The organism is Myroides odoratus (genome assembly GCF_965118575.1).
GTDB lineage: Bacteria > Bacteroidota > Bacteroidia > Flavobacteriales > Flavobacteriaceae > Flavobacterium > Flavobacterium odoratum_B.
The window spans coordinates 76,618-91,269 of record NZ_CBCPHW010000012.1; the positions used below are offsets into that span (position 1 = coordinate 76,618).

Here is a 14,652-nt window from a genome sequence, read left to right on the forward strand (position 1 = left end):
AATAATGCAAAACAAGGGACTTGTTAAATTTTTTGCAATAATTTTTGCTCTGGTAAGTATCTACCAGTTGTCTTTCACCTTTGTTACGAGCCATTATGAGGACAAAGCGAAAGCTTTTGCTAACGGAGATTCTGATAAAGAATTACACTATTTAGACTCAATTGGTAATCAGACAGTTTTTTTAGGACAGACATTTAATGAAGTAAGAGCTAAACAAATCAACAAAGGATTAGATTTAGAGGGGGGTATTAACGTTACGTTACAAATCTCTATTAAAGATATCCTTAAAGGTTTAGCAAATAATTCTAAGAATGCTGTTTTTAATAAAGCATTAGCAGAGGCTGAGGGAATGAGACAAGGTAATCAAAGTTACCTTGATGCGTTTTATACTGCTTTTGAGAAAGAATCAAAAGGGAGTGTAAAATTAGCTTCTGGAGATATTTTTGCAAACAGAAATTTAAGTGAGATTACAGTAGGAATGTCAGATAACCAAGTAAAGGGTATCTTAGACAAAAAAGTAAAAGAATCTATTGAAAGTGCGTACCGCGTATTCAGAGAGCGTATTGATAAATTTGGTGTATCACAACCGAATATTCAAATGCTTGGAGATACAGGACGTATTTTAGTTGAGTTGCCAGGTGCAAAGGATGTAGATCGTATCAAGAATCTTTTACAAAGTACTGCTCAATTAGAGTTTTGGGAAACGTATAAAGTTGAAGAAATCGGTAATTATTTAGCATCTGCTAATGAGTACTTGAAATCAACTGAAAAAGCGGCTAAACCAGATGTAAAAGAGATTGAACAAGCTCAAGATTCAATAAAAACAGATGTTGAAGCATTATTAGGAGGTATTAAAGCAGATACTACAGCAGAAAACCAATTACAGGATTTAGGTCCGTTATTCAGTTTATTTGTTGGTGGTGGACAGCAAGGTAGCCCTGTTTTGGGATACGTACAAACCAAGGATACAGTTAAAGTAAATGGATTACTAAAGCGTCCAGACGTAAGAAATCTATTAGCTGCAGATCAAAAATATGCTCGTTTTGTTTGGGGTAAACCAAGTAAAAAAGCACCGGATGTTGTTGAGTTGTATGCGCTTAAAACAAACCGCGAAGGAATTCCTCCTTTAAGTGGAAGCGTTATAACAGGAGCACAAGACGAGTATGATAACTTCGGTCGTCCAGTTGTTGGAATGACAATGAGCCCAAAAGGAGCTAAAATATGGGAAGAATTAACAGGTAAAGCATTCACTGAGCGTTCAAATATAGCGATCGTTTTAGATAATGTAGTTTATTCTGCACCAGGTGTAACAAATGGAGCAATTTCTGGAGGTAGATCATCTATTTCTGGTGATTTTTCTGTTGCCGATGCAAAAGATTTAGCGAATATTTTACGTGCGGGTAAATTACCTGCAGGTGCAGATATCGTTCAATCGGAAATCGTAGGACCATCCTTAGGACAACAAGCAATTGATGCAGGTATGCTATCTGCAATTGCTGGTTTAATTGTGGTTTGGTTATGGATGGCTTTCTACTATGGTAGAGCAGGTTGGTATGCAAACGTTGCTTTGTTAGCTAACTTATTGTTCATGTTTGGAATTTTAGCAAGTTTAGGTGCTGTATTGACTTTGCCTGGTATTGCAGGTATCGTTTTAACAATGGGTACTGCCGTAGATGCTAATATTATTATTTCAGAACGTGCCAAAGAATGTTTGCGAAAGGGTATGAGTCTTGCTGATACAATTAAAGAATCGTATAGTTGGCACGGTGCCATGAGACCAATCGTTGATGCAAACGTTACACATATATTAACGGGAGTTATCTTGTTTGCTTTTGGATCAGGCCCGATTAAAGGATTTGCAACTACATTATTAATTGGTATTGCTACTTCGTTATTTACTTCTATTTTCATCGCTCGAATCTTCATGGATAGAGATGTGAAATTGGGTAGAACCTTAGCTTTCTCAACAAAAATTACGAAAAACTGGTTTTCAAATTTCAACTTTGATTTCTTGAAAATGAAGAAAGCAACTTATGGTCTTTCTGCTGTAATTGTTGTAGTTTCTTTTGCTTCATTCTTTATCAATGGATTTGATGAAGGAACAGATTTCGTAGGAGGAAGAACTTTCCAAGTGAAATTTGACAAAGAAGTTTCTGCAAATGATGTAAGTGAAAAGTTAGGCGAAGTATTTGGTGTTAGTGTTGAAGCAAAAGTTTTTGGTAACAAAGAACAGCTGAAGATTACTACTAAATATAAAGTGGAAGAAGAAGGTGCTATGGTAGATCAAGAAGTAAACGAAATGTTATACAAAGGATTAAAACCATATTACGCGAAAGATATTAGCTACGACGAATTCGTTAATGCAGCAGATGGAAAAGTATTTGGTGTTATTCAAGCTTCTAAAATCGGACCAAGTGTAGCAAAAGACGTTAAACAGAATGCATACTGGGCTGTTTTAGGTTCAATGGCTGCTATCTTCGTTTACTTAATTATTTCGTTCCGCAAATGGCAATATTCATTAGGTGCTATTGTATCTGTAGCGCATGACGTAATCTTTGTATTAGGAGTTTATTCTTTAACGTACAAGTTTATGCCTTGGCATATGGAAATTGACCAACATTTTATTGCTGCTATTTTAACAGTAATTGGTTACTCTATGAATGATACCGTAATTGTATTTGACCGTGTGCGTGAATTTATCGCAGGTAAAACAAAAGGAGATTTCAATAAGATTGTAAACGATTCAGTAAATACAACCTTATCAAGAACAATTAATACATCATTGACTTTAATTTTTGTATTATTAATTATGTTCGTATTTGGTGGAGATTCAATCCGTGGATTTATCTTCGCTATGTTGATAGGTATTATTGTAGGTACTTATTCATCCTTATTCTTAGCTACGCCAGTATTAGTTGATACGATGCCTAGAAAAGATAAAGAAGAAATTGAAAGATTGCACAAAGAAGCGCAGGAAGCGTTAGAAGTTCAAGCTTAAAAAATAATAGGTTTAACCTAGGTAAAGAGGGAGTAGTCAAACTACTCCCTCTTTTTTTTAGGCTTAATTTCATGATTTTAACTGGTATTCCAGTACTTGGTTTTAAATAATGCAGTTGTAGTTAACACTGTATTTAATTATTTTATAATAGGTTTCTGAATCTAAAAGCAGAAAAATAAGTTACTTTGTAAAAAAAATTAAATGAGAAAAATTGGAATAGTCCTTTTTGTTTTAATAGGATTCTTTATAAAAGGAAATGCTCAGGTTTCTAATTTTTATAAGAATGGAGTAGTTGTATCTGCTCATCCTGAAGCGAGTCAGGTTGGCGTAGAGATATTAAAAAAAGGAGGTAATGCAATTGATGCTGCTGTAGCGGTAGAATTAGCATTGGCTGTTGTTTATCCAAATGCAGGAAATATAGGCGGAGGCGGTTTTATGGTTTACCGCCGTACAGATGGAGCTATAGATGCTTTGGACTATAGAGAGAAAGCACCTGCTCAAGCAAGAGAAAATATGTATTGGACAGGAGATGGTTCTCCTATAACTGAATTGAGTATGAAAGGGGGCTTGGCTAGTGGCGTACCAGGAACAGTTGCGGGTATGGTTAGTGCACATGAAAAGTATGGATCTTTGGCTTGGGAAGAGTTAGTTCAACCCGCTATTGATTTGGCTGAAAAGGGCTTTTTATTAACAGAACGACAAGCCAATGAAATTACAAAGTACCACGACGTATTTGCAAAATACAGTACGCAAGGAACGGCTATGACCAGCAAAGCTGTGTGGAAAGCAGGAGATTTATTTGTTCAATCTGAGCTAGCTCGTACGTTAAAGCGAATTCAAAAAGAAGGCAGAAAAGGATTTTATGAAGGAGATACAGCTATGCTTATTGTTGAAGAAATGAAACGTGGCAATGGGATGATGACTTTAGAGGATTTAAAGCACTATGAGGCGATTTGGCGAAAGCCAATTGTTGGTGAATATAAAGGCTTGAAAATTATTTCTATGCCGCCGCCAAGTAGCGGTGGAATAGCTTTACTTGCATTATTTCAGTCCATAGAGTCATTTCCTTTGAACGAATGGGGATTTCAAGCAGAAAAGACCATACAGGTCATGGTAGAAGCCGAAAGACGGGTCTATGCAGATCGTGCAGTACATTTAGGAGATCCAGATTTTTGGAAGGTTCCACAAGCACAGTTAATAAACAAAGCATATAATGTCGAGCGTATGACCTCGATGAATTTTGATAAGGCAACTTTAAGTAGCGCGATTCAGGCTGGAGAATTTAAAGGATATGAAAGTGAAGAAACGACACATTATGCTATTGTAGATCAATGGGGCAATGCGGTATCTGCAACAACTACACTGAACGATTCCTATGGTTCTAAAGTTATTGTAGGCGGTGCGGGCTTTTTGCTGAATAATCAAATGGATGATTTTTCTGTCAAACCAGGAACACCTAATATGTATGGGTTAGTAGGAGGGAAAGCAAATGCGATTGAAGGTAATAAACGCATGTTAAGTTCCATGACTCCAACAATCATTGAAAAAAGCGGAAAGTTGTATATGGTAGTGGGAACACCAGGAGGGTCTACGATTATCACATCTGTATTTCAAACTATTTTAAATGTTGTTGCCTTTGACATGACTATGCAAGAGGCTGTAGATGCACCTCGTTTTCATCATCAATGGCTACCTGATTGCATAGATTATGAACCCAAAGCTATTGATTTAACGATTCGAAAACGATTGCAAAAAAAGGGTTATGTACTCAAAGAACGCAAATCCTATGGTAGAGTGGAGGGAATTTTAATCAATGCAGATGGAAGTTATCAAGCTGGTGCTGATTCAAGAGGAGATGATGTAGCAAAAGGGTACTAAAAGATTGCTTTTCTAAGTGTAATAGGTTTAATGAATTATTTACTTTTAAATGAAATTTAAAACCTATTTGCTAAGCGTTTTTTAGACAAAAGTAGTAGCCCCTTTATTTGGGTTATTTTATATTTTTTAAAAACAGTTTTATCGTGTGTAAACAACTATTTATAGGGGTTTGCCAAAAAAAAAGCTCGAAGTATTTTTTAATTTTGTATTTTTGATATGCAAAAAGATAAATCGACTAAAAAGTGTTGAAATACGCATAAAGTCAATCAACCATTGAACGAATAATAAAGTGCTAGAACATTCTTTACAACGAGCCATTAAAGTCTATGCTAATGCAGATGATGCATCTAGCTATGTAGCAGATAAAATTGCACAAATAATTAAGACAAAGCAAGAGAAAGGCGATCTTGCTATATTAGGTTTAGCAACAGGATCTACTCCCAAAGGGGTATATAAAGAACTTGTGCGTTTACATCAAAATGAAGGACTGAGTTTTAAAAACGTAGTTACTTTTAACTTAGATGAATATTATCCCATGCACCCGGTGGAAGAGCAAAGTTATGTGGTTTTTATGAAACAGAATTTATTTAACCATATTGACATTCCCACTAACCAAATTCATATTCCCGATGGTACTTTGTCCGTAGAGGCTATAAAAGTATACTGTGAGTTGTATGAGAAAAAGATTGTTGATTTAGGAGGACTAGATGTGCAACTTCTTGGTATTGGTCGCAGTGGACATATCGGATTTAATGAACCCGGTTCTCTACAGGATTCAATTACTCGATTAGTAAGCTTAGATGATATTACGCGTGAAGACGCTTCCGATGATTTTGGCGGGAGAGATAAAGTGCCAACACAAGCCATTACCATGGGAATTCAAACCATTGTTCAAGCCAAAAAAATATTTTTAGTTGCCTTGAGTGAGCGTAAAGCTGAAATTATTCAAAAGGCAATCCAAGGAGAGATTTCTGCAGCAGTTCCTGCTACTTTCTTACAGCAATTAGAACATGTAGAATATGTTTTAGATGAAAAAGCAGCTTCTTTGCTTTAAGCGTGAAACGAAATAAAATAAACATAAAGTAAAAAAGGTAAAATTTGATTTTAAATTAAATTTTACCTTTTTTACTTTTTTATAGAATCCAATTTGTAGATCCCGCATTTTTTATGCTTGTCTATACGTATCCATAATCGTTCGAAAGAGTTCTGCATTCGAAGGAGGAGTTAATATAACTGCACTAATTTTCTTATTTACGATGTTTTGTAACGAATCAAAAGTTTTTCCTCCCGTTGATATAATAGGAAAATCCGGATAGTTGCGTTGTAGGTGTGCTACAATTTCCAAGGTATTTGCACCTCCCGTTATATTGAAACAAGAAACACCTGCTTGAATACGCGCATCAAAATCAAGATTTAAAGTCGAAATACTCGAGATAATAGGTATGGTTAAATGGGGTTTTAGTTTGGTAATATCTTCATTTTTAAAGGGCTGATTTACAATAACGGCTGCTGCACCTAATTGTTGAGCTTCTATCGCTATTTCTATCGCAAAATCCCCTTGAGTTAGGCCACCACCAATTCCACAAATAACCGGTTTATCTGAAAAAGCAATCAATGTTTTGATAATGTTTAAAGAAGGGGTAAAGGGATAAACCGCTAATAAAGCATCCGCATCATTATTCTCAATTAGCGCTAAATCGGTGGAATAGAGAATGGATTTTATTCTCTTGCCCTGCAATTCAAGTCCTTTACAATATTTGGTAATATGAGCAGGAGTTGGAATTTTTGCCTTTTTTTTGGCTGGAGATTTCCAAAATAAAAACAGATCCCAAAACCTTTTTTTAGGAGATCTATAATTCCAAATTGAGTTTAAGTTAGCTGTAGTTGACATCCTTTTCCTATTTTAAAACCTACTACAAAGATTTAAAATTAAATATTTTTTTAGGTAAAAATGACGTTAAATGAGATAAAGTTGTAATGAATTGCTGTTTTTCTGTACTAAAATAGATTTAAAAAAGAATGTTTATTTGGTTTAAAAAGAAAGAACTAATTCAAATTAGTTTATTTTCTGTTGCAATCTTAACTAATTCGATCATGTTTTTTGCTTTAAATTTTTGCAATAGATTTCTTCTGTGTGTTTCAACCGTTACCAAAGAAATAAACAAGTTTTGAGCAATTACCGCAGAGGTATCCCCTTGCGCAATAGCTTGCAGAATTTGGTGTTCTCTTTTGGTTAATTTAGGAATTTCAAAACTAAGGGGAGTTGATCTTAATATAATCTCTTGTACTTCCTTACTTAGTATTAAATCCCCTTGAATTGCTTTTTCGATGCCTTCTAAAATCTCTTCTGGATCGGCATTTTTTAAAATATAACCATTGGCTCCATTTTCTAAGAAGCGAAAGATGATACTTCGTTCAGTTTGATTACTCAGTCCAAGAACAATCAGGGTTGGAAACTGCTGTTTGATGCTTTTACAAAAGTCTAGGCCATTGCCATCACTTAAAATAATATCGAGAAGAACAATATCGACTGGGTTGGATTGGATGAAATCCAGTAAGGCTGTTCCCTTAGTAAAGGTGAATAACTGAAAGTTGGCATGACTCAATAGAGATTTTATTCCTTCTAAAATCATAGGATGATCGTCAACGATAGCGAGGATAAGTTTCTCTTTCTTATACATGGCATTCTATATTTAGTGTAGTTCCTTCTCCGGGTGCAGAATTAATTTCCAAGTGCCCACCAATCCATTTAACGCGATTGGCGATGTTTTTTAATCCTAACCCATATGTGATTTTTTCAAGATCAAAACCAATTCCATTATCTTCAATCGTTAGGTGCAGGATAGCATCATTTTGACTTATCTGAACAATAATACTACTTGCTTGTGCATATTTAAACACATTGCTAATTGCTTCTTGTGCAATGCGGTATAGTGCTAATTGCGTTTGGAAATCAATCGTGTCTTGCACGTCAAACGCTTCAAATTGAATAGGCAATTGCTTGTGACTCATTGATTCACATAATTCTTTTAAGGCGGTTTCGAGTCCGAGGTTTTTAAGTGTTTCAGGCATTAGATTTCTGGCAATTCGCCTCATTTCAGAGATTGAATAATCAAGTTTGCCCAAAAGATCAAGTTTGGGTTCCCCATGGGGAAGATCTTTGGATAGTGTCATTCTAATATTAGCTAGTATGCCACCCATGCTATCGTGTAAATCTTGAGCGATTCGCTGTCTTTCCTGTTCTTCTCCTTGTAAAATGGATTGTGTTGCTTCGTATTTTCGTTCATTTTCGATGCTGAGCAGTTGCTCTTCATGGGTAAGCTTTATCTGTTTGTTCAGTTTTTTTTGTTTTTTGAAAGTAAGGTAAGTTAAAAATGCAATAATCACACACAAAATAAGGGCAATAAGAAGTACAATAAGCCTCAGATTTTTGTTTTTAACTTTTAATTCATTTTGTTTTTTCTCTTGTTCTAATTGATCAATTTCCTGCTGTTTTTCCGCTGTTTGAAGCTGAATTTCTAATTGATTCATCTTTTCAAAAAGCTTTTGCTGATGCAAGCTATCCGTAAGTACATTTGCTTTTTTTAACCAGGTATAAGCACTTTTGTAATCGTTTAGTACTTCGTTTACTGAGGCAAGCTGCGTATAGGTTATCTTGCGATTGACAGGTTCTTTAACAATGATATTCTCTTTGAGGATATGTTCAAGAAGGTCTTTCGCTTTTGTATATTCTTTTTGCATGAGATATACATTGTGTAAGCGAAAATAGAGCATGTTCAAAATTCTATTTTGTTTTTTGCTTTTTGCAGATTCGATTCCTTTATAAAGCGTTTGTAAAGCATTTTTAAAGTCCTGCTTCGTTGTATAATACATCGCTACTTGATAGTAGTAGTTCGGATAATACTGTGAGTTGGGATAACCCTTTAGAAGGGAAGTTGCCTGATCTAAGTAAATTTTAGCTGTTTCACTATCCGGTTTATAGCAATAATTACTCACTAAGTTTAAATAGGTAATCAGATGCACTGTAGTTTGAGGCTGTATTTGATCTAAAATAGTTAATGCTTTGTCATGGTATTCCTGAGCGGTATTGAGTTGCCCCACAGACATGAAAACAAGACCAAGTTGGGTATAATAATAAGCTAAAGCCTCTAGATTGTTGTATTTTTTACTTAAAGGAATACAATGTTCGGTTAAGGTTTCTACCATGATGTCATATCCCTTTTCCTCAATTTGGAGGTAGGCATAGTTGTACCAAGCTTTTAGGAGAATATCACTCGTTTGAACCGTTGGTTTAAGTTGTTTTATCGCCAATTTATATTGTGTTTTAGCTTTGTCCTTTTGTCCTTGATTGGCATAATATACGCCTTGGTAATAAGCGATTAATCCGGCATGAAGTTGCTTTGCTTTCGGAGATTTAAGAACCGTTTGTAAGGCTTTATAGCTTTGAATACTATCGATAGGAGCCCAATATTCAACCAACAAGAGATGATTTCTTAAACCAATACTATCCTGGTTATGTGAGGCTATTTGCGTGTTAATTTGCGACAGATATTGAGATTCATTTAAGGGAATCAAATGTTGAGCCTGGCTTAAGTTCCAGCTGAGTATAAAAATAAGACTGTAAAATAGGGTTTTGAACATCCAACGAATTTTATCAAACAAATATCTAAATAAAAATATTTTATTGGCAATATGAAGTAAAAATAAGGGTAAACCCGTAGAAAAAAATCATGGTTTGCGATGATTGTTGAGAAAGTAGCAAATAAAGAAATTTGTAACTCACATTAAAATCAAAAAAGGTTATGAAAAATATCAAATTAAAAATTAGTTTACTGGCCACTTTGGCACTAGTATCAATGGGTACTTTAGTGACTAGCTGTAGTTCAAGCGATGATAATGGGGGGCCAGATTTACCAGAAAAAGGAGTTATTGACGATGCTATAGGGACTTATAAAGGAACGATGAGAGTACATGATGATATTGCAGGGACTGATAAATATGAATTTTACGATGTGGTTATGCTGGTAACGAAAGTTGACAATCAGCATGTAAAAGTAACTGCAAAATCAAATGAAGTATATTCGGTAGTCGCAGAGAAAGTAATCAAAGTAGAAGGAAACTACAATAAAGATATTACGTCAGTTACTGGAGATTTATCGGGGTTCTTTTGGTATCATTCAGACACAAAAACCGTAGATATTCATGCAAATAAGCAAGCTGCAACAGAAATTATTTATACGTTTGAAGGAAGTAAACAAGGGGGTAAATAAGTCAATTGCCCTTAGGTTGTAGCTGTTCTAACAGTATATATTGAATTAGTAAGGTAAAACGCTGTCCTACATAATGTGGGGCAGCGTTTTTTTATTCTTTGAAATTTGGAATGGTCCACTTGGTCCTATACCAATTTACTGGATAAGGATACGTTTCGCAATAAGCATCCACTTTATTTATCGTATAGCCTTGTTCCGCATTCGCTTTGACCGCACGAATGATGGACGGTGCTAGCTTTGTTTTGCCTTGAACTCGTGCCCAATCAATATTCTCTCGTCATCTATATTGTGTATAGTGATATTTATAAACACCCTGCGTTAGATATTTTTGTAAGTATTACCTCTTGTTGGGATTGACTGAAACAAGTAATCGTACAAAATTAAATAGTGAGAATAAGGGGTGTTTTCATGTAAAAAGGATAGGGTTGCGGTTATCAACGAATTCATCTAAAGTCTTAAAACAAGGAAAATAAAACTAAAAAATAGTATAAAGTTTTTTTTTATGTTAAAAATGAATACAGATGAAATCAAATTTTTAATGGCATTGATTTACAGTATTTTGATTGGAATTTATAAGTGTAAAATGGTAAAACATCGAAGACTGAAATTTATTCTTATTAAGAATAAATTAAAATAACATGACAAAATGTACACTTGTTACTAAAATGTATTATATATTTGTCTTGTTTATAACTAGTCTAAATAAATTTAAAGATGAAAAAATACATTAAACCTATTTTCGTTTTGAGCCTTTTGGCCAGTATGGCTGCTTGTAGCAGTGATGATAATTCGAAAGGAAAAGATCCCGATCCCGATGAAGAAAAAGCTGAGCGTTTTGTTATTGCTGCTTCTTCTATTGAATTTATCGGAGTTGCTGATTATTTACTTACAGTTGCAGACGTAGAGAATGGAAGTGTAAGTTTAAAGGATCATGGAATTGAGCAAGATGGTGCTTATCGCTATTATTTGACCACTAACAACAAATTTTACAGTTTGCTCTATGGGCAAGGATCTCCAGGTGCAGTTACTGCCTATAAATTGAGCAAAGAAGGGAAATTGAAAAAGGTGAATAATTTTATTTCAGAAACGGTTCAAGTATATGGAGCAATCAACAATGATTTTGTCATGTGGAAAGTGCCACGTTCTGGAGAACCTGTAGCTCCTTGGTGGATTTACAATACAATATCGGATAGTTTTACTGCTGATGGGGTAATCAATACGGTTGATTTAGCGAATAATGGAGAAAGAGCCCATTTCACTGGTTTGACCCAAATCGGTAATAAGCTTGTTGCCCCTTATTTTTCAATGCGCGGTCTTAAAGAAGATAATTGGGGAACTTCTTTTGCAAATACAGCTTGGGCAGCGGTTTATGATTATCCATCAATGAAATTAGAAAAAGTAATCACGAGTACTAAGAGCTCGTATATTGGGGCTTATTTTAAAAGTGGGTTGGTACAAGATGAAAAGGGAGATGGTTACGCGTATTCAAGTGCTAATGTGAAAGGAAAGAGTGATGAATTGTTGTCTACAAATCCATCAGGTATCTTGAAAATTGATGGCAAAACATTAGAATTTGATGATTCTTACTTCTGGAATATTGAACAAGCAACGGGAGGATATTTTGTAAATAGCTTCATTTATGCTGGAAAGGGCAATTTTATTGCTCGTTTGGAAAATAATAAAGTGAGTGGCGATGGAGTGATTAAGTATGCTGCATTAAATGTGTATACCAAATCGTATAAGTGGATTACGGGTGTACCTGAAGGAATTAAAGATTTAGGATTTTCTGACAAAGGAAATTATTCTCCTTTAGATGGAAAAACAGTTTATGTAGGTGTAACGACGGCTGAAGGAAGTTTTATTTACAAAATTGATGCTGAGGCAGCTACGGCAAAACGCGGTATAAAAGTTGAAGGCGGAACGATTACAGCGATTACCAAAATAAGCGCTGAATAAGAATAGTTGTATAGGTAAGGCAAAAAGACAATCTAAAAATCAGGTTGTCTTTTTGCTATTCAATAGCAAAATAAAATGATGAAAAATATAATATTTGGATTTGTTTTGGTGCTGTTAAGCTTGACATCAAGCTATGCCCAAAATAGAGGAAGTTTAAGAGGAACCGTTCACGACGTCAAGGGAGACGCATTGATTGGAGCTGTTGTTGTGATCAAAGAAACTAATCAGTTTGCTGAAGTAGATACCTATGGACGATTTTCCTTAGAAAAGATTAAATCTCAAGCGGCATATACTGTAATTATTAATTACCTAGGGTACGAAACCTATAGTAAAGAGATAACCTTAGAAAAGGATGTTAATCTAGTGATTGTACTAAAAGAAGCAAGTCTCGATTTAGATGAGATAAAAATTCACACCAAGTCTAAAGCAGAATTGGTAAAAGAGAAAGCGTACAATGTGGCTGTTGTTGATGCAACTAAGCTACATGCGCGATCCATGGATCTTGGGCATGCTATGGCAAAGACAAGTGGTATAAAGGTAAGAGAAGAAGGTGGAGTGGGTTCGAATATGAATATCTTTTTGAACGGGTATTCAGGTAATCAAATTAAGTTTTTCCTTGATGGTATTCCCATGGATAACTTTGGATCGTCTTTTCAATTGAATAATATTCCCATTAATTTAGCGAATCGCATTGAAATTTACAAAGGGGTTGTCCCAGTTGGTTTGGGATCAGATGCCTTAGGTGGTGCGATTAACATTATCACCAATACCTATGACAAAACCTCCTTGGATATGTCGTACTCCTATGCGTCTTTTAATACGCACCGCACCAATGTAAACTTTGTATATGTCGACAAAAAATCAGGCTTTTTTACCCAGTTAAATGCTTACCAAAACTATTCGGACAATGATTATAAGGTAAAGGTAGATATCAACGATGTCAATACACAAAAAAATTTAGGAGAGCAACGCGTAAGGCGTTTTCACGATAAATACCACAACGAGAATTTCGTAGGTCAAATAGGATTCGTTAATACGTCTTTTGCTGATCGACTCTCTTTGGGAATTACCTTAGGACAATCGTACAAAGAAGTGCAAACAGGGATGCGTATGATAGCTGTGTTTGGATCCATACACCAAAGAGGGGATATTGTTATGCCTACTTTGGCGTATGAGAAAAAGAATTTATTTACACAAGGATTAGATGTACGCTTGAATGCCAGTTATAATCTGGGAAGTGATCAAGTAATTGACACCTTACATAGACGCTATAATTGGCTAGGAGATTATATTGATAAGGAAGAAAAATATGGAGTAAAAGGAGGGGAACGCAATAGAACGCTGTATAAATTCAAAAATAACAATGGAATGGTAGCCACAGTGGCGAATTATAAATTAGCGGATCAACATAATTTCTCGTTGAGTAATACCCTCAACTTTTTTAAACGCAAAGGAGAGGATGCATTAGATTTGAATAACCCAATAAAAAATACACCTTCAGAAACGACCAAAAATATCTCAGGATTGAGTTATCAATTTACCCCGAGTACGGTTTGGAGTTTAACTGCATTTGGAAAGTTTTACAACCAACACATTAGCTACACAGATTCCTATAAATTAAGTGAAAAATGGAACGATTACGGCTATAAAAGGTATAGTGCAGATCACAACTTTTTTGGTTATGGATTTACAGGTTCTGTATTTGTACTAGAGGATTTACAACTAAAAGCCTCTTTTGAAAAGAGTATTCGCTTGCCAGGGGCAAATGAATTATTTGGGGATAAGGTAAATCTTATAGGTAATAACAACTTAAATCCTGAGGTTAGTTACAATTACAACATCGGGCTTAATTACAATATGAAAATCGATAGAACAAGTTTGGTAAACTTCGATATCAATGGTTTTTTGCGCAATACAAAAAATCTAATATACTCGAAGTTAGATGGTTCTGATCGAACTTTTCAAACGTTTGCCAATCTAGGTTCTGCTCGTAATACGGGAATAGAAGGTGAAATTCGCTATTTCTACAAAAACAATTTGACTATTGGAGTTAGTGGAACCTACCAAAACCTAATCAATACCAATAATTATGTAGATGGAGTGAAAAGTGAAGTTCTTTACAAGGATAGAATGCCTAATATCCCTTATTTGTACGGAAATGTCGATGTGAATTATACCTTCAATAAGGTGTTTAAAAACGACAATCTTACCTTGGGATATTCTTTATTCTATACGAAAGAGTTTTATTTATATTGGCCTTCTTTAGGTAATAAAGAGGATAAATTCATCATTCCCGATCAAATCGCTCACGATTTTGTAGCGACGTATAGTTTTGGAAAAGATAGAAATTATCAGTTTACAGTAGAGTGTCACAATATGTTTGACAAAATGCTCTATGATAACTTTAGCTTGCAAAAGCCAGGAAGAAGCTTCAGTGGAAAGTTTAGGTATTTCTTTTAATCCAACCCAATACTATATTTTTAAATCAAGGCAGTCTTTAATTTGTTACTGACTGCCTTGATTTAAAAATATAGGATTATTGCCTAATTA

At 35.0% G+C, this 14,652-nt stretch carries 9 protein-coding genes; 6 read left to right on the plus strand and 3 right to left on the minus strand.

The features are described 5' to 3' along the window. Nucleotides 1-4 precede the first annotated feature (4 nt). The 3 genes from secDF to nagB all read left to right on the plus strand — a co-directional run bounded on the left by secDF (nt 5) and on the right by nagB (nt 5,930). Nucleotides 5-2,998, plus strand: coding sequence for a protein translocase subunit SecDF (secDF, locus tag ACMHJ2_RS11340; protein ID WP_413512971.1), 2,994 nt, complete (start codon nt 5-7; stop codon nt 2,996-2,998). Between the two features lie 201 nt (nt 2,999-3,199). Next, on the plus strand, nt 3,200-4,876 hold the full coding sequence (gene ggt / locus ACMHJ2_RS11345) for a gamma-glutamyltransferase (RefSeq protein ID WP_413512972.1): 1,677 nt from the start codon (nt 3,200-3,202) through the stop codon (nt 4,874-4,876). A 289-nt stretch (nt 4,877-5,165) separates the two neighbouring features. After that, nucleotides 5,166-5,930 carry a glucosamine-6-phosphate deaminase gene (gene nagB, locus ACMHJ2_RS11350; protein ID WP_413512973.1) on the plus strand — a complete coding sequence of 255 codons (765 nt, stop codon included), beginning with the start codon at nt 5,166-5,168 and terminating at the stop codon, nt 5,928-5,930. Between the two features lie 111 nt (nt 5,931-6,041). On the opposite strand, the gene ACMHJ2_RS11355 is transcribed toward nagB, so the two are convergent. The 3 genes from ACMHJ2_RS11355 to ACMHJ2_RS11365 all read right to left on the minus strand — a co-directional run bounded on the left by ACMHJ2_RS11355 (nt 6,042) and on the right by ACMHJ2_RS11365 (nt 9,517). Then, nucleotides 6,042-6,767, minus strand: a complete 726-nt coding sequence (locus ACMHJ2_RS11355; protein WP_413512974.1) for a hypothetical protein — start codon at nt 6,765-6,767, stop codon at nt 6,042-6,044. 160 nt (nt 6,768-6,927) lie between these two features. Beyond that, on the minus strand, nt 6,928-7,557 hold the full coding sequence (locus ACMHJ2_RS11360; protein WP_413512975.1) for a response regulator: 630 nt from the start codon (nt 7,555-7,557) through the stop codon (nt 6,928-6,930). Next, entirely contained in the window at nt 7,550-9,517 is a 1,968-nt protein-coding gene (locus ACMHJ2_RS11365; RefSeq protein WP_413512976.1) for an ATP-binding protein, read from the minus strand. The genes ACMHJ2_RS11360 and ACMHJ2_RS11365 overlap by 8 nt, the downstream gene beginning before the upstream one ends. Nucleotides 9,518-9,678: 161 nt before the next feature. On the opposite strand from ACMHJ2_RS11365, the gene ACMHJ2_RS11370 reads away from it, so the two are divergent. The 3 genes from ACMHJ2_RS11370 to ACMHJ2_RS11380 all read left to right on the plus strand — a co-directional run bounded on the left by ACMHJ2_RS11370 (nt 9,679) and on the right by ACMHJ2_RS11380 (nt 14,562). Then, entirely contained in the window at nt 9,679-10,146 is a 468-nt protein-coding gene (locus ACMHJ2_RS11370) for a hypothetical protein (protein ID WP_413512977.1), read from the plus strand. A gap of 714 nt (nt 10,147-10,860) precedes the next feature. Further along, nucleotides 10,861-12,102 carry a DUF4374 domain-containing protein gene (locus ACMHJ2_RS11375; protein WP_413512978.1) on the plus strand — a complete coding sequence of 414 codons (1,242 nt, stop codon included), beginning with the start codon at nt 10,861-10,863 and terminating at the stop codon, nt 12,100-12,102. 75 nt (nt 12,103-12,177) lie between these two features. After that, complete coding sequence (locus ACMHJ2_RS11380) at nt 12,178-14,562, plus strand: TonB-dependent receptor domain-containing protein (RefSeq protein WP_413512979.1); 2,385 nt, start codon at nt 12,178-12,180, stop codon at nt 14,560-14,562. Nucleotides 14,563-14,652: the final 90 nt, after the last annotated feature.

Excerpts from the sequence above, each read along its gene's own strand:
- ACMHJ2_RS11370 (WP_413512977.1), top strand. The coding sequence starts at position 9,679 with ATGAAAAATATCAAATTAAAAATTAGTTTACTGGCCACTTTGGCACTA.
- ACMHJ2_RS11355 (WP_413512974.1), bottom strand. The coding sequence starts at position 6,767 with ATGTCAACTACAGCTAACTTAAACTCAATTTGGAATTATAGATCTCCT.
- ACMHJ2_RS11380 (WP_413512979.1), top strand. The coding sequence starts at position 12,178 with ATGATGAAAAATATAATATTTGGATTTGTTTTGGTGCTGTTAAGCTTG.
- ACMHJ2_RS11375 (WP_413512978.1), top strand. The coding sequence starts at position 10,861 with ATGAAAAAATACATTAAACCTATTTTCGTTTTGAGCCTTTTGGCCAGT.
- ACMHJ2_RS11360 (WP_413512975.1), bottom strand. The coding sequence starts at position 7,557 with ATGTATAAGAAAGAGAAACTTATCCTCGCTATCGTTGACGATCATCCT.
- ACMHJ2_RS11365 (WP_413512976.1), bottom strand. The coding sequence starts at position 9,517 with ATGTTCAAAACCCTATTTTACAGTCTTATTTTTATACTCAGCTGGAAC.
- secDF (WP_413512971.1), top strand. The coding sequence starts at position 5 with ATGCAAAACAAGGGACTTGTTAAATTTTTTGCAATAATTTTTGCTCTG.
- ggt (WP_413512972.1), top strand. The coding sequence starts at position 3,200 with ATGAGAAAAATTGGAATAGTCCTTTTTGTTTTAATAGGATTCTTTATA.